At 72.1% G+C, this 21869-nt stretch carries 12 protein-coding genes, 2 rRNA genes and 1 pseudogene (1 of these 15 cut by a window edge); 10 read left to right on the top strand and 5 right to left on the bottom strand.

Annotated elements, in window-relative coordinates:
- The 3 genes from CLT75_RS23100 to CLT75_RS23090 form a co-directional block, all read left to right on the top strand.
- Positions 1-1510 (top strand): 23S ribosomal RNA (locus CLT75_RS23100); it begins 1599 nt to the left of the window's first position.
- Positions 1511-1589: 79 nt separating this feature from the next.
- Positions 1590-1706: ribosomal RNA gene (rrf, locus tag CLT75_RS23095) — 5S ribosomal RNA — on the top strand.
- A gap of 205 nt (positions 1707-1911) precedes the next feature.
- Positions 1912-2538, top strand: a complete 627-nt coding sequence (locus CLT75_RS23090) for an NADPH-dependent F420 reductase (protein WP_135242432.1) — start codon at positions 1912-1914, stop codon at positions 2536-2538.
- A 58-nt stretch (positions 2539-2596) separates the two neighbouring features.
- Here CLT75_RS23090 and CLT75_RS23085 read toward each other — a convergent pair whose 3' ends face one another.
- On the bottom strand, positions 2597-4417 hold the full coding sequence (locus tag CLT75_RS23085; RefSeq protein ID WP_209310485.1) for a VanW family protein: 1821 nt from the start codon (positions 4415-4417) through the stop codon (positions 2597-2599).
- A 186-nt stretch (positions 4418-4603) separates the two neighbouring features.
- Between CLT75_RS23085 and nudC the strand changes: the two are divergent.
- Positions 4604-5527 (top strand): annotated as a pseudogene (gene nudC / locus CLT75_RS23080) (NAD(+) diphosphatase); the annotation flags it as partial.
- On the opposite strand, the gene CLT75_RS33435 reads toward nudC, so the two are convergent.
- Together CLT75_RS33435 and CLT75_RS23075 are read right to left on the bottom strand one after the other, a co-directional pair.
- Positions 5418-6701 carry a lipopolysaccharide biosynthesis protein gene (locus tag CLT75_RS33435; protein WP_486485251.1) on the bottom strand — a complete coding sequence of 428 codons (1284 nt, stop codon included), beginning with the start codon at positions 6699-6701 and terminating at the stop codon, positions 5418-5420. The pseudogene nudC and the gene CLT75_RS33435 sit on opposite strands and share 110 nt — an antisense overlap.
- Positions 6698-11365, bottom strand: a complete 4668-nt coding sequence (locus tag CLT75_RS23075; RefSeq protein WP_135242429.1) for an alpha-(1->3)-arabinofuranosyltransferase domain-containing protein — start codon at positions 11363-11365, stop codon at positions 6698-6700. The genes CLT75_RS33435 and CLT75_RS23075 overlap by 4 nt, the downstream gene beginning before the upstream one ends.
- Before the next feature lie 169 nt (positions 11366-11534).
- Here CLT75_RS23075 and CLT75_RS23070 point away from each other — a divergent pair, with 169 nt between their 5' ends.
- From CLT75_RS23070 to CLT75_RS23060, 3 genes are read left to right on the top strand one after another with little or no spacing between them, the layout of a single operon-like run.
- Positions 11535-13412, top strand: coding sequence for a hypothetical protein (locus tag CLT75_RS23070; protein ID WP_486485361.1), 1878 nt, complete (start codon positions 11535-11537; stop codon positions 13410-13412).
- A complete protein-coding gene (locus CLT75_RS23065; RefSeq protein ID WP_135242427.1) occupies positions 13412-15121 on the top strand; it encodes an MmpA family trehalose lipid delivery protein in 1710 nt (569 codons plus the stop codon). Before CLT75_RS23070 ends, CLT75_RS23065 begins: the two co-directional genes overlap by 1 nt.
- A gap of 35 nt (positions 15122-15156) precedes the next feature.
- Positions 15157-15351 (top strand): hypothetical protein, encoded by a 195-nt coding sequence (locus tag CLT75_RS23060; RefSeq protein WP_091425994.1) that lies wholly within the window; start codon positions 15157-15159, stop codon positions 15349-15351.
- Here CLT75_RS23060 and CLT75_RS23055 read toward each other — a convergent pair.
- Together CLT75_RS23055 and CLT75_RS23050 are read right to left on the bottom strand one after the other, a co-directional pair.
- Positions 15336-16514 (bottom strand): glycosyltransferase family 4 protein, encoded by a 1179-nt coding sequence (locus CLT75_RS23055; RefSeq protein WP_135244103.1) that lies wholly within the window; start codon positions 16512-16514, stop codon positions 15336-15338. The genes CLT75_RS23060 and CLT75_RS23055 overlap by 16 nt on opposite strands.
- Positions 16515-16665: 151 nt before the next feature.
- Positions 16666-17904 carry an acyltransferase family protein gene (locus CLT75_RS23050; protein WP_135242426.1) on the bottom strand — a complete coding sequence of 413 codons (1239 nt, stop codon included), beginning with the start codon at positions 17902-17904 and terminating at the stop codon, positions 16666-16668.
- 113 nt (positions 17905-18017) lie between these two features.
- Here CLT75_RS23050 and pgfA point away from each other — a divergent pair, with 113 nt between their 5' ends.
- The 3 genes from pgfA (at position 18018) to CLT75_RS23035 (ending at position 21834) form a co-directional block, all read left to right on the top strand.
- Positions 18018-19175, top strand: a complete 1158-nt coding sequence (gene pgfA, locus CLT75_RS23045) for a cell envelope lipid trafficking protein PgfA (protein ID WP_135242425.1) — start codon at positions 18018-18020, stop codon at positions 19173-19175.
- A gap of 392 nt (positions 19176-19567) precedes the next feature.
- Positions 19568-20191 (top strand): DUF6230 family protein, encoded by a 624-nt coding sequence (locus CLT75_RS23040; RefSeq protein WP_013289072.1) that lies wholly within the window; start codon positions 19568-19570, stop codon positions 20189-20191.
- Between the two features lie 77 nt (positions 20192-20268).
- A complete protein-coding gene (locus tag CLT75_RS23035) occupies positions 20269-21834 on the top strand; it encodes a DUF6114 domain-containing protein (RefSeq protein ID WP_135242424.1) in 1566 nt (521 codons plus the stop codon).
- Positions 21835-21869 lie beyond the last annotated feature (35 nt).

The raw sequence follows: 21869 nt of genomic DNA, 5'->3' as shown, positions 1-21869 counted from the left end.
CGTGGGAACCTGGCGGGTAGTAGTCAAGCGATGGGGTGACGCAGGAAGGTAGCTGAGCCCGGCCGGTGGTTGTGCCGGGGTAAGCGTGTAGGCCGGCGTGTAGGCAAATCCGCACGCCATATGGGCTGAGACGTGATGCCGAGCCGATTCAGGTGAAGTCAGTGATCCTATGCTGCCGAGAAAAGCCTCTAGCGAGTTCTTAGCGGCCCGTACCCCAAACCGACACAGGTGGTCAGGTAGAGAATACCGAGGCGATCGGGCGAACTGTGGTTAAGGAACTCGGCAAATTGCCCCCGTAACTTAGGGAGAAGGGGGGCCGGAGACGTGAAGCCCCGCGCGGGTGGAGCGTTGTATGGCCGCAGAGAGCAGGGGGAAGCGACTGTTTACTAAAAACACAGGTCCATGCGAAGAAGTAATTCGATGTATATGGACTGACGCCTGCCCGGTGCTGGAACGTTAAGGGGACCTGTTAGCTCTCACGAGCGAAGCGGAGAACTTAAGCGCCAGTAAACGGCGGTGGTAACTATAACCATCCTAAGGTAGCGAAATTCCTTGTCGGGTAAGTTCCGACCTGCACGAATGGCGTAACGACTTCCCCACTGTCTCAACCACAGGCCCGGCGAAATTGCATTACGAGTAAAGATGCTCGTTACGCGCGGCAGGACGGAAAGACCCCGGGACCTTTACTATAGCTTGACATTGGTATCTGAATTAGCTTGTGTAGGATAGGTGGGAGCCGGTGAAGTCCATACGCCAGTATGGGTGGAGGCAATCTTGAAATACCACTCTGGTTGATTTGGGTATCTAACTTCGGACCGTTATCCGGTTCAGGGACAGTGTCTGGTGGGTAGTTTAACTGGGGCGGTTGCCTCCTAAAGGGTAACGGAGGCGCCCAAAGGTTCCCTCAGCCTGGTTGGCAATCAGGTGTTGAGTGCAAGTGCACAAGGGAGCTTGACTGTGAGACTGACAGGTCGAGCAGGGACGAAAGTCGGGACTAGTGATCCGGCACTGGCATGTGGAAGCGGTGTCGCTCAACGGATAAAAGGTACCCCGGGGATAACAGGCTGATCTTCCCCAAGAGTCCATATCGACGGGATGGTTTGGCACCTCGATGTCGGCTCGTCGCATCCTGGGGCTGTAGCAGGTCCCAAGGGTTGGGCTGTTCGCCCATTAAAGCGGTACGCGAGCTGGGTTTAGAACGTCGTGAGACAGTTCGGTCCCTATCCGCCGTGCGCGTAGGATACTTGAGAAGGGCTGTCCCTAGTACGAGAGGACCGGGACGGACGAACCTCTGGTGTGCCAGTTGTCCCGCCAGGGGCACGGCTGGTTAGCTACGTTCGGAAGGGATAACCGCTGAAAGCATCTAAGCGGGAAGCTCGCTTCAAGATGAGGTATCCCACCCACATTGTGGGGTAAGGCCCCCAGCTAGACGACTGGGTTGATAGGCCGGAAATGTAAGCCCGGTAACGGGTTCAGTTGACCGGTACTAATAGGCCGAGGACTTGACTACCAAGCTGCTACGCGTCCACTGTGCAACTCTGAACAAACCACCACCCATGTTGTTGGGTTGGTTGACATGTTCATAGAGTTACGGCGGTCATGGCGGAGGGGAAACGCCCGGTCACATTCCGAACCCGGAAGCTAAGCCCTCCAGCGCCGATGGTACTGCACTCGGGAGGGTGTGGGAGAGTAGGACACCGCCGGACAATCTTTCAATTCAGGGCCACCCCGCACCGGGGTGGCCCTGAATTGCGTTCTCCCCCGGAATCACCACGCCGGGCCGCCTCCGTCTCGTACCGTCGAGCCGGGACCGTCGACGCACGTCCGCCCGCCGGCTCGGCGGCGCGAAACGTGACGTGCCGTACGCCGGGATCGTGATCGGGTCCGACCGCACGGGGTACAGGAGTGAGCATGGAGATCGGAATCATCGGGTCGGGGCACATCGGGGGCACCCTCACCCGTCGTCTGCGTTCACTCGGTCACGACGTCGCGGTGGCCAACTCCCGCGGGCCACAGAGCCTGTCCGACCTGGCCGCCGAGACCGGCGCCCGGGCCGTGTCGGTGGAGGAGGCCGTGCAGGGCGCCGAGCTGGTGGTCATCGCGATCCCGCTGAAGGCGGTGCCGCAGCTCCCCGCGGCGCTGTTCGACGGCAAGCTCGTGGTCGACGCCGACAACTACTACCCCCAGCGGGACGGCGACATCGCCGAGCTGCTCGACCGCAGCCTCAGCTCCAGCCGCTGGACCGCCGACCACCTCAAGGGCGCCCGGGTGGTGAAGGTCTTCAACAACATCCAGGCCGCGCACCTGATGGACGAGGGCAAGCCGGCGGGCACGGCGGGCCGGATCGCGCTGCCGGTGGCCGGCGACGACGCGGACGCCAAGCGGATCGTCATGGGCCTGGTGGACGAGCTGGGCTTCGACCCGGTCGACGCGGGCACCCTGGACGAGAGCTGGCGGCAGCAGCCGGACACGCCCGTCTACGGCACCGACCGGGACGCCGACGGCGTACGCGAAGGGCTGGCCGCGGCGCGGCCGTGACGAGCACGGGAAAGGCCCCGCCGGATGCGTCTGGCGGGGCCTTTCGGCGTTCGGTGGATCAGTCGTCGCCGCCCGGCTTCGGGGCGCAGATGAAGCGCGGCTCGGCGTCGTAGCGCCAGCTGAACTTCTCCCGCTTGAACACCTTGCCGTCCTTCTTGATGACCCGGTACGCGTCCTGGGCGAACCCGACGCTGCCGGTCGCGGCGATGCAGCTCGGCCCCGGCGTCAGGTAGACCGTCTTCGGCTGGGTGATGTTGCGGCGCGGGCCGTACTCGGTCTTCACGCTGTCGTAGATCTTGGTGCTCCAGATCGAGACGGTGATCGAGCTGGACGTGTACGACGTGTCGATCAGGACGCCGTAGGGCGTGTTGTTGCGGAACTTGAAGTCGAGCTGCGGCCAGTAGATGGTCGACTCGATCACCGCCGGGTAGCGGCTGAAGTAGAACGAGTGCGGCTTGTGCTCGACGTCCTCCAGGCCGGCGTAGTAGGAGGCGTTGAACAGCGTGGTGGTGAACTGGGAGACGCCACCGCCGACGCCCGGCACCAGCTTGCCGCCGACGATCGTCGGCGCGTCTTTGTATCCCTGGTCGTAGCCGCGTTCGCCGGTGTGCCCGTTGAGCGAGAACGTCTCGCCCGGCTTCACCAGCGCGCCGTCCACGTCCTTCGCGGCGCGGACGATGTTCTGGCTGCGCGGCGACGACAGACCGCCGGTGAAGTGGGTGGTGAAGCTCGACACCCGCTCCTTGATGCCGAGCTTCGCCAGCTCCGCCTCGGTCAGCTCGGGGGCGGCCGGCTTCAGTTCGGCGGTCACCGTACGGCCCTCGGTCTTCGGGAGCACCGCGAGCAGCGCCGGACCGAGCGCGGCGGCATCGACCTGGCGTCCGGCCTTGCTGGGCAGCACCTTCGGCTTGCCGCCGCTGATGGTCAGCCCGGCGTCCCGCGGCTCGACCTCGAGCTTGGCCAGCTGGTCCCCGAGCGCGGTACGCAGCCGCTTGACGTCGACCTTCGGGGTGAGCGTGCCGGCGTCGTCGGCGGAGAAGCGCAGCGAGCGGGCGATGGCGGCGGGCGGGATGGTGACCGAGCCGCCGTCGGTGGTGAGCGTGACCGGCGCGGCCACCGCGGGCCGGGCCAGCTCGGCGACGAGGCGGTCCACCTCCTCGCGGGTGGTCGCCGGCCACTTCTCGACGAGCGGCACGGTGACCGGCTCGGCGGCCAGCCACCCGGCCTTCACCACGGCGGTGGCACCGTCGGTGTCGATCGTCAGCGCCGGCTTCGGGTAGACCGGCTTCGGTGTGGTGCCGGTCCAGATGATCGCCGGCATGGTCATCTCACGACCCTGCGCGCCCATCACCTTCCGGAGGGCCGCACCCAGCTTGGCCTGGTCGACGGTGACCACCGGCTCGACCGCCCGGGAGCCGACGAGCCGGCTCACCGCGTGCGCGTCGGCCTCGGCGGCGGCCGCCACCGTGGCGTCCACGTCGATGGTGAGCCCCACCTCGGACGGCGTGAGCTCGGCCTTGTTCTCACCGACGGTGACCGCGAGCGGGGCGTTGAGCGTGTCGGCCCGGCGTTCCAGCTCGGCGCGGAGCGCCTGGGCGGCCTCCGCGCGGCTCCGCCCGCCCAGCTCGGTGCCGAGCACCGTGGTGCCGCGGGGCACGTCACCGGCGTACGCGTAGGCGCCCAGGCCGACGCCGCCGGCGAGCACGGCCGCGACGATCCCCCCGGCCAGCAGCAGCCGGGCCCGTCGCGAGCGTGTGGGCTTGGCCGCGCCGCCTCCGGGTGGTGTGGCGACCGGCTCCATCTCGACGCCGGGCCAGCTCACCGCCGCCACCTTGATGGTGGGACGGTCGTCGGCAGCCGGCATCTTCTCGCCGTACATCGTCACTGCAACCTCGATCGGAAGTACACGCGGGGACCGCTTCCCCCGCGGGAGACACCTACGGTAACCAACGCTCGGGCCCTCCGGGAGGGTCCGGCCCGGCGGTCGTGTCGGGTGACCGCCGGTGTCGCACCGATCACCCGTTTCGGGGCCGTGCGGCGGTGCGGATCGTGGCACGGTGAGTCGGTGCGGACACAGGATCGGGTGCTGGCGTACGGCGGTGGATGGCTGGACCGGGCGGCGGCGCGGCGCACCGACGCGGACTGGCTGGCCGAGCGGCTGACCGATCCGGCGAGCGTGGTGCTGCCGCTGTGGCGGGACCGCTGCCTGGCCGACGGGGACGGCCCGGTCCGGCTCACCGGGCAGCGCGCGTCGGCCGTCCGGGCCGCCGCGGGTGAGACCGTCTTCCTCGGCCTCGACGGGGACGCCGCCGTGTTCGCCGCGGATCTGTCCGCGCTGGGCGAGCGGGCCGCCGTGGAGGCGGCCGCCGCGACGCGTGCCGTCGACCTGCGGGCGCTGGCCGGCCGGCTCGACCCGGCCGGGGCGGCCGTTCAGGCGTACGCCAGGGGGTTGCTGTCGTGGCACCGGCAGCAGCGGTACTGCGGCGCGTGCGGGGCGGCGGCGGTGGCCGGTGGTGGCGGGCACGTCCGGACCTGCGCGGACGCGGAGTGCGGGCGGCTGCTGTTCCCCCGGATCGAGCCGGCCGTCATCGTGCTCGTCGAGGCGCCCGGCTCGCCGGGGCGCTGCCTGCTGGCCCGGCACGCGGGCGCGGCCGAGGGGGCCTATTCGACGCTCGCCGGGTTCGTCGAGGTCGGTGAGAGCCTGGAGGACGCGGTCCGCCGGGAGCTGGCGGAGGAGGCGGGGGTGACAGTCACCGACGTGACCTACCAGGGGTCGCAGGCGTGGCCGTTCCCCGCCGGTCTGATGGTGGCCTTCCGGGCCGTCGCCACCTCCGAGCAGGTCCGCGTCGACGGGGTGGAGCTGCTGGAGGCGCGCTGGTTCACCCGGGCGGAGCTGCGGGAGCGGATCGCGTCCGGTCGGACGCTGGGCCGGGTGGACTCGATCGATCACCTGTTGCTGGGTGACTGGCTGTCCGCCGACGCGCCGGCACGGCCATCAGCAGTGTGGTGACCACGGCCGTCGCGAGGGCCGCGACGACGAGACCGCCGACGGTACGCGGGCGCACGATCGCGGCGACGGTCACCAGCGCTGCGGTGCCGAACCACAGTGGCGCCGCCGCCCACCTGACGCCCCCGGCGAGGCGGTCGTTGAGCAGCACGAACGTCACCGCGTAGAGCGCGCCGACGGCGGCGAACAGCGGCGCGTACCGGCCGAGCGCCGTGTAGTCGGGTCCGCCGACGAGCCGGAAGGCCAGCCCGCCGGCAACAGCCGACGCGCCCACCAGGACCAGACCGCAGGCACCGGTCACCGCGAGCGCGACGGTGCGGCTGCGGCGGTCCCCACGGGCCAGGCGCGGCAGCGCCAGCACGGCGGCGACCTGCGGCGCCCAGAGCGCGCCCTTGGTCAGGACGGTCCCCACCGAGTACGCCCCGGAGCCCGAGGGCGGCAGCAGTTGCCGGGCCAGCAGCAGGTCGGCGTAGGAGACGACGAGCATCGCCAGCGTCGCGCCGCACCCGGCGGTCACCTGGGCGACGGTCAGGCGCGGGGCGGCCGAGGGACGCCGGGGCGTACCGGTGAGCCAGGCCAGCGCCGGTGGCGCCAGCGCGGCGGTGAGCGCACCGATCCCGAGTGCGCCGGTCAGGCCGGCGCCGAGCAGCAGCCCCACGATCACCCCGCCGTAGCGGGCGGCGGCCAGCAGCGCCATCGCGGTGGCGAGCCGCAGGAAGCGCTGACCGCCCTGCAGTTCGCCGAGCGAGCGCGACGAGAGCACCACCGAGGCGGTGGTGACCGCCAGCAGCGCCGGTACCACCGCCGGCAGGTCCAGCGCGGCGACGAGCACCGGCGTCGCCACCAGCAGCGCGCCCGCGCAGAGGGCGGCGGTCAGCACCGTGAGCCGCCGGGTGTCGGAGGGGCCGTGCCGGGCGTGGTGCACCGCGACCGCGAGTTGCAGGCCGAGCCCCGGCACACCGGCGATGGCGACCAGGCCGAGGGCGGTGGCGAGCGCGCCGAGGTCGTCCGCGTCGAGCTTCCGGGCGGCGAGCACCGGCACCAGGTAGGCCAGGCCGTTGACCAGTACCCCGGCGAGCGTGACGGCGACGCCCGCCGCCCCCAGCCCGGTCCTCCGGCCGTCCGCCGGCTCGGGGCCCGGCTGGCCCTCGCTCACGTGATCTCCGAGACGCGGGACGCGGGACCACCGTCCGGTCCCGGCGCGGCGTCCGGTCCGGGCCGCCCGTCCGAGTCGGGCTCGGCGCGACCGTCCAGGTTCGTATCCGGCTCGGCCTCGCGGTCCGGCATCCGGCCCGCGTCCCGGTCCGTGGCCGGCTCGGCGTCGCGTTCCGGCCCCGGGCCCGCGCCCGGCTCGGTATCCCGGTCCGCATCCCGGTCCCGGCCCGGCTCGGCGCCGTCCGCGTCTCGGTCCGGACCCGGCCCGACGTCGAGGTCCGGCCATCCGCCCGGACCCGCGCCCGGACCGGCGAGGGCGGCGGGAGCGGCGACGGCCGCCCCGGCGAGGGCGGGGACGGGCGTCGGCTGCCCGGCCGGCTCCGGCACCCGGGGGGCCGGCACGGTCACGGCCGCCGCCGAAGCAGGGCTGATCCGGCGTACGGGTCGTCGACGGGCGGTCGTGGAGAGCCAGAGTGCGCCCAGCGCGGCGACAGTCACGAGTTGCGGCAGCGCGTCGGTGTGCCGGTCGCCCGATTCCAGGTAGATCCATCCGGCGAGCACCACGAGCGCGCCCGGGAGCCACGTCTCGACGGCCCGGGCGATCCTCCTGACCCGCCGGGGGTCACTGGTCCAGGGCAGGCGGCGCGGCCCGGGAACGGCGAGCATGAAGCCCGCCGCGACCAGCAGGGCACCGAGCAGACCGCTGTGGAGCACGAGCGCGGCGGCGCCGACTGCCAGCAGCGGCAGCGAGCGGGTGAGCCGGCGCCGGGCCGCCGGTGCGACGACGACCGCGCGATCCCCGGCGGGCCGGCGGTCGGGCAGCACCGCGAGCAGCACCACCACCGCCAGCAGGACGCCGCCGAGCAGCAGACCCATCCGGTACGGGGTGTCCGGCGTGAAGCGCAGCACCACGTCCCCGGAGACACCCGCGGGAAGGATCCAGCCCTGCTGCCAGCCGTCCACCACGAGCGGGGTGAGCGTCGTGCCGCCGATGGTCGCCTGCCAGCCGGTGTTGGTGTTCTCCCGGACCGCGAGCACCCGGTCGACGGGGTGCTCGGACACCCGTACCCGCCGCTCCGTGGCCGACCAGGAACCCACCTTGATGTCGCCGGCGGTGGCCTCCGCGGCGGGCATCGCGGTCCGTGGCGTCAGCGCGACCCGGGTGGCGGTGGCGAGCGTGCTCGCGGTGGTGACGACGCGGTGCTCGCCGCTGCCCAGGTCGAGCTGCTTGGGCGTGGTACGGCCGCAGGCGGTGACCGGCATCTCGCGCAGTTCCAGCAGGTCGCGGACGGTTCCGGTGAGCGTGGTGGTGATCCGGGACGAGCCGACCTGAAGCGTCGGACCGGAGCCGCAGGCCAGCTTCAGCGGCGTCTCCGGGCGGGGCGCGACAGTGGTGCCGAGGGGCAGCACCGCCACCTCGCCGACCGCGATGGGCAGCGGCTCGGGCAGCCGCAGGCCGTACGGGTCGGTGCTGGTCGCGGACGGCTTGTCGAGGAACTGGATGGTGATCGAGTCGGTCCGCATCGGCGGGTCGAGCGTGAGCACGCCGTCGTTGGTGAGCAGGTTGCTGCGGAACCCGTCGTTGCCGACCACCCGGACGCTGCCGATCCGGGTGGCGGCGGTCCCCTCCTCGACGGTGAACCGGATCCGGCTGATGACCTGCGGTTCGAGCCAGGTGAGGCGCAGGATCGGCGCCTCGTCGTTCAGCGCCGGTGACCAGCTCGTGGCCGGGTCGCCGTCGAGGACCGCGCCGGGTCGGCCGGCCGGGTCGGGTACCGCCGTCGAGGACGCGGTGACCTGCGGCGCGAGGCGCAACGGCTGGGCGTCCGCGACCAGCTTGTCCAGGGCGGCGTTCAGCTCCGGGCCGGGGGTCGGCCGCGCCCACAGCTTCGCGTCGTACGTCCCGGCCACCGGCAGCGTGAAGGTGCGGTCGATGGTGGAGGCGTCCTCCGAGCCGCGGATCGCGTCGGTGGAGCAGCGGGGGCGGCCGTCGACGGTGAAGCAGGCGGGCGTGGACGGGGCCGCCGACACGACCACGCCGGCGGGCTGGTCGGTGGCCGGGGCGGCGGGCAGTTGGAGGGTCCGGCCGGTCTGGACACCGGGGATCTTGATCTCGGTGATGCCGACCGTCTTGTCGCCGAACGGGCGCAGGTCGAACGCGGCGTCCACGGACACCTCGACCTTGCGGGTGGCGTGCACGCCGGGCAGCTCGAAGACCATGTGGTCACCGAACTGCTCGACGGTGCGGCTCTCGTACCCGGCGGTCACGGTGACGGTGGTGGGCAGGGCGTCGGCCTTCAGGTCGAACCACACCTCCACCCGGGTGACCCGGGTCGGGTTCGCCAGGTTCACCTCGATCCACTGCCTGTCGCTGCGCGAGTGCGGCGCCGACCGCCAGGACGTGGCGGTGTTCCCGTCCATCGCCGCGTACGGCTGGTATTCGGGCCGGGTGCCGCCGGTCGCGTCGATCTGGGAGCGGGCGGTGGAGGCGCGGATCCCGCTGATGCCCTCGAAGCGCGCGACCGTCGACCACTCCGGCCCCCAGTCGGGCAGGTAGTCGTGCGCGGGCGCGGACACCGCGAAGGTGTCGTCGGCGGTGAGCGTCTGGGAGGAGTTGTCGCGCAGCCGGCCGAACGAGACGTCGCGCCGGCGCAGCCCGTCGGTCATCACGACGCGCCCGGTGGTCTCGCCGGCCTTCACGTCGCCGGCCAGGATCGTGGGCGCAGCGCTGAGCTGGCCGGAGGCGGCCAGGTCGAGCAGCGACTCGGGACCGCCGACGACGGTGGTCACGTCGTCGCGGTCGTACGCGACCACCGGCTGGACGGGCCGGTCCACCCGGTACACCTCAAGCGCCCGTCCGGGCACGTCCAGACCCTGGTCGCGGAACTCGTCGGGGGTGTCGGAGCCGCCGCGTACCGGGCCGAACGACACGACGCGGGTCAGGCCGGGCGAGCGTTCCAGCGCCTGCCGCACGACCGCCGGGCGGGCCGTGTCCGAGCGGCCGTGGTCGAGGTCGGCGCGGAACAGGACGTGACTGATCCCGGAGCGGGCGAGCAGGTCGGCCAGGCCGGTCGAACCGGCGCCGGTGGCGAGCGTCGACTCGATCGCGTCGAGCAGCCGGATCGTGGCGGGCGGGGTGAACGGGATGGCGTTGCGGACCGCCCACCGGCTGTCCAGCAGCGGCTGGGCGATCTCGTCGGTGGTGCTGCCCCAGTCGTACGCGGGGAAGCGCGCGCCGGGGACGACGAGGACGCGCCCGCGTCCGGTGTTGGCGTCCAGCCAGTCGGTGGCCTCGTGCCAGTAGCCCGGCACGTCCTTGACCGCGCCCGGGGTGGCGAGGCCACCGGCGAGCGCCGGTGAGGCGACGCCCGCGACCGCGACCATCGCCGTGCCGGCGGTGAGCCAGGCCCGGGCTGTGGCGCGGCCACGGCGCTGCTCGGGGGCGGTCCGGGCGGCGCGCACGGCGAGGCTGACCAGGTGCGCCAGGCCGAGCGCCAGCGGCAGGCGCAGCAGCACGTCGAACTTGTGCACGTTGCGCAGCGGGGCGCCGATGCCGTCGAGGAACTGCTGCTGCGGCCCGGCGAGGATGTTCGGCAGGTCGCCGGTGTGCCCGAGCCCGACGAGCGCGACGCCGACCAGCAGACCGGTGATGAGGAACCGGCGGTGCGGCATCCCGCGCCGGGACAGGCCGAGCACCCCGAGCGCGGCCACCGCCAGGGTGGCCACCACGAGCAGCGTGTCGTTCGCCAGCCGGGCGCCGACCGGGATGGTCGCGCCGAACGGGGACGCCAGGTACGCCACCCAGTAGGAGGCGCCGCGCAGCGTCGTCACCGCGTCGGTGACGCTTGTGGTGTTGCGGGCGGTCTCGATGTAGTCCAGGAACGGCGGGCTGTACCGGCCGAGGACCAGCAGCGGGATCAGCCACCACGCGGTGGCCAGGGCGACCGCGCCGCACCAGGCCGCGAGGGCGGTGACGCGGCGGCGCAACGGCCGGAGCGTGGCGAGCCAGAGCAGGGCGAGCGGAACCACCGCCGCGACGGCGGTGGCGTTGACGCCGCCCGCGCAGGCCACGGCGACCGCCGACCCGGCGACCGCGCGGCGCAGCCGGGCGCCCCGGGCGAGTCCCACGAGCGGGATGAGCACCCACGGCGCGACGGCGCTGGGCCAGGACTCCACCGACGACCAGCCGAGCTGGGTCAGGATGCGCGGGGACAGCGCGAACGCGACACCCGCGATCATCCGGCCCGCGGGGCTGCCGATGCCGAGCCGGCCCGCCAGCCGCACCACACCGAGGTACGCGACGCAGAACAGCAGCGCCCACCAGAGCCGCTGGACGATCCACGGCGCGATGCCCAGTTCCGTCCCGAGCAGGAAGAACGGGCCCATCGGCCAGAGATATCCGTACGCCTGGTTCTGGAGCTGGCCGAACGTGCCGGTGGGATCCCACAGGTGCAGCGAGCGCAGCAGCCACCCCGCCGGATTGACGTTCAGGTCGACCTTGGTGTCCGGTACGACCTGCCCGGGCGCCTGCTGGAAGGCGAGGGCGGTGAGCGCGAGGCAGATCGTCAAATGCCGGAACCGCCGCGCCGTCTGCCGGGCACGGCCGGTCTCCCGGGCGGGGGTGTCCGTCCCCGTCGGCGACGTTGTCGTCCCGTCCGCACGCATTTTCGGCTCCCGTCTCCGCCGGCCGTACGCGCACCTGCAACATGACGCGTGTCGCGCGACGTTATCCGGACCGGACGCGCAGTGGCGACCTGGGGGCGCGGCGAGGCGTTATCAGGAGAACGGCCGTCCCCACGGCGTGTAAGCGTGTGGCAGGCTGCCGACCATGTCAATGCCACAAGCAGCGGCCGAGACGCATCCGGCAGCCGTCGGCGCGGAGGACGACGGACCCGGACCGATCGGCCGCTGGATCGCCGCTGACCGCGTCCGCGCGGTCGCGATCGCCCTCATCATCGTGTCCGTCGCGTCGCGCGCCGGGCTGGCCGCCCGTGGCTGGTTCTCGCAGGACGAGTTCGTCATCGCCGCGCAGGTGCTCGACACCCGCCTGGACCCGGACTACCTGCTGGGCACGTTCAACAACCACCTCATGCCGGCCGGGCTGGCGGTCGCGTGGCTGATGGTCCGGGCGGCCGGTTTCGCCGGCTGGCCGTGGATCCTGCTGCTGGCGGCCGGGCAGGCGGCGGTGGGGATCGCCCTCTACCGGCTGCTCCGTGACCTGCTGCGGCCCGGCTGGGGACTGCTGGTCCCGCTGAGCCTGTTCCTGTTCAGCCCGCTGACGCTCGAGGTGTCGTCGCTGTGGCTGGTCGGGCTGCTCGTGCTGCCGCCGCAACTGGCCCTGGTCCTCGCGGTGGCGGCCCAGGTCCGGTACGTGCGTACCGGCCGTAGGCGGCACCTCGTCCTGGTCGCGCTGTGGGTCGTGTTCGGCCTGCTCTTCGACACCAAGGCACTGCTGATCGTGCCCCTGCTGTTCCTGCTGACCGCGTTCCTGTTCACCAAGGGCCGCGCGTGGCGCAGCCTGGTGACCACCGTCGTGCGGTTCTGGCCGGCGTGGCTGACGCTCACCGTGCTGTCCGGGGCGTACCTGACGTACTACCTGACCCGCCCGGCCCGGGGGCTGGACGAGCCCACCTCGGTCGGGCAGGTCTTCTCCTTCCTGGGCGACCTGATCGGTGACACGGTGGTGCCGGGCCTGCTGGGCGGGCCGTGGCGCTGGACGTACGCCGGTGACGGGCCGCCGCTGTCCGACCCGTACGACATCGCGAAGTGGCTGTCCTGGGCGGTGCTCGCGGCGCTGATCGTGGTCACCGTGCGGCGGCGGCCGTCCGCCGGGCGGGCCTGGCTGCTGCTCGCCTGCTACCTCGGCCTGGTCGCCGCGCTGTTCGCGGTGACCCGGCTCGGCGGGCCGCTCGGGCCGCTGGTCGGCGTCGTCCCCCGCTACGTCGCGGACGTGGTGCTGGTGGCCGCGATCTGCGTCGGGGTGGCGCTGCTCGGGATGAAGGACAACGACGAGGACGACGTCTCCGCGTGGCCGCTGCCGACGGTGCTGCGGGAGCCGGGTGCCTTCGCGGTCGGCCTGGTCTCGATGGTGGTGCTGCTGGCGACCATCGGCGTGGGCACGCTGTGGAGCACCGCGCGGTTCGGTGACAACTGGAGCACCAAGCACGGGCGGGACTACCTGGCCACGACGCAGGCCGAGCTGGCCGCCGCGCCGCCGGGGACCGTCTTCTTCGACACGACCGTCCCGGACCGGGTCGTGGCCGGGTACTTCTGGCCGGACAACCTCCAGTCCCACTTCTTCCGTCCGGCGGAGCGCCGGCCGACGTTCGTGACGATGGGCGAGAAGCCGTCGACGTTCGACGAGAACGGCCGGATCCGTCCGGTCGTGGTCGAGGGACGCAAGGTCGCGCCCGGCACCGTGGAGGGCTGCGGGCACCTGGCCGAGGGCGGCCGGACCGTCCGCATCCCGATGGACGGCTACCTGGTCGAGTGGCCGTACGTGGTGCACTTCGGCTACGTCAGCTCCGGCGACTCGACGGCGGTGTTCAAGCTCGGCGACGCCACCCGCGAGATCACGCTCAAGAGCGGGCTGAACGACGTGTTCTTCATGCTGGAGGGCGCCGGGTCCGCCGTCGAGCTGACGGTCAACACGCCCGGAGTCAGGTTGTGCACCAACCTGATCACCATCGGCCGGGCGGTGCCGAAGCCGTAATGACCGGACGTCCCGCCGAGGGCGGCGGCCCCGCGGTCCGGCGGTGGCGAGAGTCGCTGTCGCTGTACCTCGTGGCGGTCGTCGTCACCGCGTTGATCCTGGCGCCGCTCGCGGTGCCGGGCTACGCGCTGCGGTACGACATGGTGTTCGTCCCCCGGCAGCCGCTGAGCTGGGATCTGGTGGCCCCGGCGCAGAGCCTGCCCCGGGCGGTGCCGATGGACGCGCTGGTCTCGCTGGTGAGCCAGCTCGTGCCGGGCTGGGTGGTGCAGCGAGTGGCGCTGGCCGGTGCGGTCCTGTTCGCCGCCGTGGGCGCCGGACGGCTGGTGCCGACCGAGCGGCGTGCGGTGCAACTCGTCGCCGCCGTGGCGTACGCGTGGACGCCGTACCTGGCCGAGCGGCTGCTGATCGGGCAGTGGGGGCTGCTGCTGGCGTACGCCGCACTGCCGTGGCTGGTGCGGGCGGCGCTGGACCTGCGGGCGGGCCGTGACGGCGCGCTCGCCCGGGTGGTGCTGCTCGCCGCGCCCGCCGCGATCACCCCGACCGGCGGCCTGATCGCGCTGGCGACGGTGCTGGTGCTGGCGGCGGACCGGGCCCGGCTGCGGCTGTCCGCGGTAGCGGTGGGCGGTGTCGCGCTGCTGAACGCCCCGTGGATCGTGGCGGCCCTGGTGACCGGCGCGGGTGGCACGTCCGACCCGGCGGGTGTAGCGGCGTTCGCGGCGCGCGCCGAGAACTGGGCCGGCCCGCTGGTGGCGCTCGCGGGCACCGGCGGCATCTGGAACGTGCAGGCCACCCCGTCCAGCCGGTCCGCCACGCTGGCCCCGCTGGCGACTGTGGTGCTCGTGGTCCTGGCCGCTGTCGGCGCGGGCCTGCTGCGGCGGCGGCTGCCGGCGGGCGCGGCGGTACGGCTGGGCGTGCTGGCCGGCGGCGGGTACCTGCTGGCCGCCCTCGCCGTGCTGCCCGGCGGCGACACGGCGCTGAGCTGGGCGGTGGCGCACGTGCCGGGCGCGGGGCTGCTCCGCGACGGGCAGAAGTTCCTCGCGCCGTACGCCCTCGTGCTGGTGGTGTGCGCGGCGCTCGGCGCCGAGCGGCTGGTGGCCCGGATCGACCGGGAGGTCGGCGGGATCGTGCTGGCCGGGCTGCTGCTCCTGCCGGTGGCCGCGATGCCGGACCTGGCGTTCGGCGGGGCCGGCCGGATCAGCCCGGTGCGCTACCCGGCGGACTGGCAGGCGGTCGCCGAGCGCCTGCCCGACGACCCGGGTGAGGTCCTCGCCCTGCCGCTGACCACCTACCGGGCCTATCCGTGGAACCCGGGCCGGGTGGTGCTGGACCCGGCGCCCCGCTACCTGCCGGGAACCGTCCTGACCGACGACACGCTCGTGGTCGACGACGTGGCGGTGGCCGGGGAGAATCCGCGCCTGCGCGAGGTGCGCCGGGTGCTCGCCGAGGGACGGCCGGTCTCGGCCACCGGGGTGGGCTGGGTGGTGGTGCAGCACGGTACGCCGAGCACAGTGGACCCGGCCGTCCTGGCCGGTCTCGACCTCCGGTACGAGGGGGAGTCGCTGAGCCTCTACCGGAATCCGGCTGCCTCGGGTGCCCCGCAGCGGGCCGGAGCGGACCGCTGGCTGGTCGTGCTGGCGTGCGGAACTGCCGTTCTGGCGGTCATGGCTGCCGCCTTTTCGACCCTACGCCGGCGAGCTACTGCGTGGTAACGTCCGCTCGCACGTCTCACCATCGGAGGAATGGCATGCGTAGAGCTCTAACCCTTGTCGTGTCCGGCCTGGTGGCGGCGTTGCTCGGGGTCCTGGCCCTCGGCGGGCTCTCGGCCGCCGCGACCGCCACGGCCGAGGAGGCCGCGACCGAGGCGCGTAACGCCACGGAGGCGGCCAAGCGGGCCGGGAAGCAGGACCCGTACGCCCCCGAGGTCTACGGCAACAGGTAGGACGGGTCGCCCCGCCGCTGCACCCGGCGGGGCGAGTCCGCAGTCTCCAGCAGGGTCGCGAAGCGTTCCCCCGCCACCGGCCAGGTGAAGTTCGCCGCGTGCCGCCGGGCCTGAGCGCCCATCTCCTGACGCATCTCGTCGTCGTGCAGCAGCGCGCGCACCTTCGCCAGGTAGTCGTCGATGTCGTCGGCCAGCAGGCCGGTACGCCCGTCGACCACCGCCTCCGCGACGCCGCCCGCCTCCCGGAACGCCACAGTCGGCGTACCCGCCGCGCCGGCCTCCACGATCGTCAGCCCCCAGCCCTCCTTCAGTGACGGCGTCAGGGCGACCCAGGCCGAGGCGAGCAGCGCGGCCTTCTCCTCCTCCGTCACGAAGCCCCGGAAGTCCACCCGGTCGGCGATGTCCAGCTCGTCGGCGACCTCACGCAGGTGCGACTCCCACCAGCCCTGACCGGCGACCACCAGGCGGAGCTGGGGCAGCTCGTCGGCGAGCGCCGCGACCGCGCGCAGCGCCACCTCCACCCGCTTGTGCGGCACCAGCCGGTTCAGCGTCACGAGCAGCGGGAACGGGGCGCGCTCGGCGTCGGTGCGGGGCAGCTCCGGCGTGCCGTTGTAGACCACCGAGACCTGCTCCGGCGGTACGCCGAGGGTGGCGAGTTCGCGCCGGGTCGCCTCGGACACGGTGACGTACCGGCAGCGCCGGTAGACGCGTACCGCCAGCGACGACTCGACCCACCAGCCGAACCGGGCGGCCCACTGCGGCAGGACCACCGGCCACTGCTCGCGGTGCACGTGGTGGATCAGCTTGACCACCGGGCGCCGGGCCCAGAGCGGGGAGAGGAACGGCAGGCCGTTGCAGACGTCGACGAGGATGTCCGGCCGGCCGCCCCGGCGCGCGGCGAGCGGGCCGAGGCCGAACGCCCCGGCCAGGTAGCAGAGCGCGGCCCACAGGTAGACGGTGTGCCGGCCGCCGCGCCGGACGAACCGGATGCCCTCGTCGTTGACCTCGTCGGCGGGAGCCTCGCGGTGCGCGGCGCAGAACAGGGTGGCGCGGAACCCGCGCGCCACCAGCTCGGCGGCGATCCGTTCCACGTACACCTCGGAACCGCCGCCCTCGGGGTTGCGAGTGTCTCGCCAGTTGAGGAACAGCACGTGTCCGGGCATGCCGAAGCGACGCTCCACGCGAACCCTACTCTCAAGTAATTTAGCGGTGCGCGTCACATTAAGGGCTGGGCTTCCGCCCGGCAATGCCCCGACCGGCGGCGTTGGGCCGCCGGCCGTCGCCGGGCTACTCGGAGTGATCGGGGCGTTACTGCTAGGCCGGTGCTGCGACGTCCGGTGTGGTGGCCGTCGTGGTGGCCGTGGTCGCGGGTGTTCCGGACGCCGGCCCGCGCCCGGTCGGCCGGCGGCGCTGCGTGCCGAGCATCTGGAGCGGGCGCTCGACGCCGTAGTAGCTGGCCGCGGCGTATACCAGCCCGAAGATCATGGTCAGGGCGAAGACGTTGACGAAATCGCCGGTGAACAGCGGCCGATCCTCGAGCAAATAGATCAGCTCGATGACCAGCGGGTGCCACAGGAACAGCCCGTACGACACGTGGCCCATCCACCGCGCCGACCCGGTGCTGAAGACCTCCTTCGCCCGGGTCGGGCCGCCGAACGCCACCGGGACCGTGATCAGGACGGCGATCAGGAGGTAGAGCGCCATCTTGGTGCCGAACTCGACGGCGGTCGGGCTGGTCAGGTCGCGCGGGCCGGCGATCGGCGTCGTCGCGATCGCCATCACCGCGACCGCCGCGCCCCAGCAGGCGAGCGGCGCCGAGGCGAGATCGTCGAGCACCCGGAAGGCGGCCGGCGCGGTGCCGGTACGCAGGGCCACGTGCGCCGCGGCCAGCGCCATGCCGCCGCCGAACCACGCGCCGTACGACGGGAACCACATCGTGTGCAGCGCGCCGTCGAGCCAGCCGGCGCCCATCATGGCGACCCACGCGAGGGTCAGCAGCGCCCCGGACGAGGCGAGCAGGACGGTGCGGACGGGACGCCAGGTCCGGCCCACGGCGAGCACGGCGAGCAGCGGCAGGAGCAGGTAGAAGACGACCTCGGTGGCGAGGCTCCAGGTCTGGCTGAGCCCGTGCCGCAGCTGACCCGGGCCGTAGATCTGGGTGAGCGTGAGGTGACGCAGCCAGTCACCGGCCGACACCGGGTCGTTGCCGGGCAGGACGACGAAGCAGACCACCACCGCCAGCCAGTACGCGGGCAGGATCCGCAGCGCACGGCGCCAGAAGTAGCGCTTGGCTCGGGGGCGGGGCCGTCCGGTGGCGACGGTGAGCGCCCACGGGCGGAACAGCAGGAACCCGGAGAGCACGAAGAAGATCGCCACGCCCACGTCCAGGCGCGCCAACCAGCCGCCCCACGTGGTGTTCATGGTGACGGCGGTCTGGAAGCCGACGTGGTGACCGACGACCGCCACCGCGCCGATCGCTCGCAGCGCGTCGAGGGCGGGAAGACGGCCCGTTACCGGTGGCTCCGGGATTGTTGGCGTGGTGGCTGTGGACATCTGGACATCCAGGGGGTCGCTTTTGCAGGTGACTGGGGAGTAACCTCCCGCCAATGCTAAGGATCGGGTGCCCCGGACGACAGACCGTAGGGCGGCAGGTTACAGGAGGATGAGTGAAGCTTCGCGTGGGCGCCGCGCTCTTCGGGCTAGGTGTCTTGTTGCTGGTCTTCGCGGCCGGGCTGCCGTTCTACGTGGCCCCCGCCGTGACCAAGCTGCCCTATGACCTGGAACCAACGACGTCCGTCGCGGAGGCGAAGGGCGCGAAGTTCCTACAGATCAAGTCCGAAGCCGGCGCGGTGAGCATCGACGTGCCGCAGGCCGATCTCGTGTCCAGCATCGAGGTCATCCCGCAGCCGGAGGACACCAAGGACCGCGTGCCCAAGGAGCTGAAGGGCGACGCGGTCATCTGGAACGTCTTCCAGACGGTCAAGCGCAGCGACAACCAGGATGTGATCAGCCAGTACAGCACCGAACTGGCGCTTTACCGGATCTCCGGCGCGGCGGCGCCGTGGGACGAGCAGTGGCTCAACGAGTCCGGCGCGGAGCAGACCCCGGTCGGCAACGTGCGTTACTCGGGCCAGATCTACAAGTTCCCGTTCGGCACCGGCAAGCGTGACTACCAGGTGTTCGACCGCGACCTGAAGAAGACCTTCCCGGCGCGGTTCACCGGCACCGAGAAGATCAAGGGCGTTGAGACGTACCGCTTCGAGCAGCGGATCGAGAACGAGCCGCTGAACACCCCGGCGGACAGCGTCAAGACGCTGCTGGGCAAGTTCGCGCCGACCGCGACCAGCGGCCAGGTCGTCTACAGCAACACCCGTACGCTCTGGGTCGACCCGGTGACCGGCGCCTACGTCAAGGTGCGCGAGCAGCAGTACAAGGAGCTGCGTCCGGACACCGGCGCCCCGACCGTGCTGCTGGACGCGGACTTCAACTACAACGACGACACGATCAGCCGCAGCGTCGAGACGGTGAAGGACAACCGTTTCAAGATCGGCATGATCAGTGTCTGGGGCCCGATCATCGCCGGTGTGCTCGGCCTGATCGCCCTGATCGCGGGCGTGTGGCTGGTGACCCGGCCCAAGGGTGACGGCAGCGCCCGGCACCGCGCGGACGCGCCGACCTCCGACCCGACGCCCACGCGTGTCGACCAGGAGCCCGTGGGTGGCCCGCTCGACGACGAGATCCCGCCTGCGTCGACGAACTGGCGGTCCGACGATCCGTCGGTGCCGGCCCAGCGGTCGGGCACCGGCGAGGTGGAGCGCCGCTGACCGGTGAGCCGGAAGCACGACGGAGGGGTGGACCGCATCGCGGTCCACCCCTCCGTCGTGAAGATCTCCCATGCGGGCGAACCTACTTTACATTCGTTACTCGATTGTAACGGCGAGATATCCGGTGACTTTCCGTCGCGCTCACGGTCATCTATGCCCGGTTTGGCGCGACATTTCGCCCTCGAAGCCGCCTCTGGCCTGGGATTTCGTGACGCCTGGTGACGTGCCCGCCTCACCCCGGTGTTACTACCGGGTAATCGGGGGGTTGTGAGCTGCACCGCATCGGGTGCACGATCAGGCTCGATCGTTACCCGTCGGTAACAGAGGGCGGGCCCGGCGCGGGCCGCCGGTTCCCCACCGGCCGCCGCGCACATTCGTTCGAGGAGGAACCCGTGCAGAATCGGCTCGACAACCAGGGTCGTACCCGGTGGCGGCGGTTCGCCGCCATGATCGTGCCCACCACGGCCGCCGCCGGTGCCATCCTGTTCGGCATGTCGACCGGCGCCATCGCCTCCGACATCACCGTGTCCGGGCAGACGTTCAAGATCGGCGCCGACCGCCTGGAGGGTGAGGGCTTCAAGCAGTACGGCGGCATCGTCCGCGAGAAGGGCGAGGACGGCAAGGCCGGCGCGACCCGCCCGGTCGCGATGGCCGAGATCAGCAGCGCCGAGCTGTACAAGCTCTGCCAGTCCGTCCGCGCCGACCTGCCCGGCCTGCCGGTGGTGCTCACCATCAACGCCGGTGAGGGCAAGGACCCCGCCCGCGCCAAGGACCTCGTGATCGCGATGGACTCGCTCGAGGGCAACGCGACCTTCACCAACATCAAGATCGGCCGCGACGCCAGCGACCTCAACCCGACGGCGCAGCGCGGCTCGTTCGGCCAGAACTCCGACCGGGTGACCATCCGTGACCTGAAGCAGGTCTCCCGCTACACCACCTCCTCGACGTTCAACCTGGTCGGGCTGCGGCTCAAGGTCAACGTGGGCGACGACGCCAAGGGCAAGGAGTGCTTCTGAGCTGAGCACGGCCCGCGGTGGCCGACCACCGCGGGCCCGCCCGACCGTCCCCGTCCCCGCTCCGCCAGGAGGAGTACGTGACAACCGTCGACCCGTCCCACGCCCGGCCCGGCACCGCGGCCCGGGCATGGCGGACCTTCCGCCGCTGGCAGCGGAGCCGGCCGTTCTGGGGTGGCCTGTTGATCATCCTGGCCGGGGTGGAGATGCTCGCCTCCACCCGGTTGACCCTCAACGGCCTGAGCTTCAGCAGCGGCGCCACCGGCCTGCTCTCGCTGCTGATCCCGGCCATCCTGGTGACGTGCGGGGTGCTGCTCTGGCTCAGCCCGCCGCAGCGGCTGTTCTACTCGATCGTCGCGGCGATCACCACCGTCTACTCCCTGATCGGGCTCAACCTCGGCGGTTTCTTCCTCGGTCTGCTGCTCGGCATCGTGGGCAGCGCGCTCGCGTTCGCCTGGGTGCCGACCCCTCCGGCTGGTCCCGCCGGTCCGGCCGCCGACGAACCCGACACCGAGGCGGACGCCGAACCCGGCACCGCTGTGGACGCCGAGGCCGACACCGTGGTGGACGGGCAGCCCGTGGACGCGCAGCCCGTGGATACACAGCCCGCGGACGCGCGGCCGACCGTCGAGGTGCCGGCCGGCGTACGGCCGGTCGTCGAGCAGCCGACTGCCGAGCGGCCGGGCGGGGAGCGGCCGGTCCCTCGGCAGTCGGTGAACGGGCAGGCGGCCGGATCCGACGGCGGGCCGCCGGAGTGGGCGGGCCGTTCGGCGGACCCGCGCGCCTTCGGCATCGTCCTCGTGGTGCTCGGCCTCGCCACCGCCGGCCTCGCCGTGCAGCCCCGAGCGGTGCAGGCCGCCGCCCCGAGCAAGCCCGCCGCCGGCGCCTGCCCGTCGAGGCCCGCCACGCCGACGCCCGGCGCGAGCGCGCCCACGGCGACGCCCACCCCGTCGCCGAGCGCGAGCCCGACGCGGGAGGGCAACATCATCACCGACTTCTTCGAGGGGATCGGTGACCTGTTCAAGGGCAGCAGCAAGAAGGGCGAGACGCCCTCGCCCACGCCGACCGCGAGTGGATCGGCGGCCCCGACGAGCAAGCCGGCGGCCCGGCCCGGATCGACCGAGTGCCCGGCGCCGGACAAGCCCGGCAAGGTGGACCCGGCGAAGCCCGGCAAAGTGGAGCCCGGCAAGCTCCTGCCGCGTATCGCCGCCGACCCGAGCCTGCCGAAGGTGGGCCAGACGCCGTCGAAGCTCACCGGCTCCAAGGTGACCATGACCGGGCTGCGGTTCGAGGGGATCACCGACCTGCAGACCGAGCAGGGCGCGCTCAAGGTGCTGAAGTTCAGCATGAAGGAGGCGGTGACCGACGACTTCCTGCTGGTCGCCGACGGTCCCCGGGGCCGCACCCAGCGGTACGCGACCGACCGCCTCACGGTCCGCGACGACGTCGCGTTCTACTGCACCCGGTTCGTCGGCAAGCTCGCCGGCATCAAACTGACGCTGACGCCGGACCTGCCGTTCCCGGACGGCCTGCCGGTCACGCTGCCCATCCCGGTGACGTTCACCGACCCGGTCATCGACCTGGCGTACGTCACCAGCAACACGCTCACCGGCCGGCCGACGCTGCGGCTGACGCTCGGCGCGTAGGGCGACGGGTGCCGGCGGACGCACCGCCGGCACCC

This window comes from Micromonospora sp. CNZ285 (genome assembly GCF_004637285.1).
The sequence above is the reverse complement of the archived record's forward strand: the minus strand, read 5'-3'. Positions and strand labels throughout refer to the sequence as shown.

What these genes read in the sequence shown, in the direction of transcription:
- CLT75_RS23060 (WP_091425994.1), top strand. Translation starts at nt 15,157, where the DNA reads ATGCGTAGAGCTCTAACCCTTGTCGTGTCCGGCCTGGTGGCGGCGTTG.
- CLT75_RS23050 (WP_135242426.1), bottom strand. Translation starts at nt 17,904, where the DNA reads ATGTCCACAGCCACCACGCCAACAATCCCGGAGCCACCGGTAACGGGC.
- CLT75_RS23065 (WP_135242427.1), top strand. Translation starts at nt 13,412, where the DNA reads ATGACCGGACGTCCCGCCGAGGGCGGCGGCCCCGCGGTCCGGCGGTGG.
- CLT75_RS23085 (WP_209310485.1), bottom strand. Translation starts at nt 4,417, where the DNA reads ATGTACGGCGAGAAGATGCCGGCTGCCGACGACCGTCCCACCATCAAG.
- CLT75_RS23070 (WP_486485361.1), top strand. Translation starts at nt 11,535, where the DNA reads ATGCCACAAGCAGCGGCCGAGACGCATCCGGCAGCCGTCGGCGCGGAG.
- CLT75_RS23075 (WP_135242429.1), bottom strand. Translation starts at nt 11,365, where the DNA reads ATGCGTGCGGACGGGACGACAACGTCGCCGACGGGGACGGACACCCCC.
- CLT75_RS23055 (WP_135244103.1), bottom strand. Translation starts at nt 16,514, where the DNA reads ATGCCCGGACACGTGCTGTTCCTCAACTGGCGAGACACTCGCAACCCC.
- CLT75_RS23090 (WP_135242432.1), top strand. Translation starts at nt 1,912, where the DNA reads ATGGAGATCGGAATCATCGGGTCGGGGCACATCGGGGGCACCCTCACC.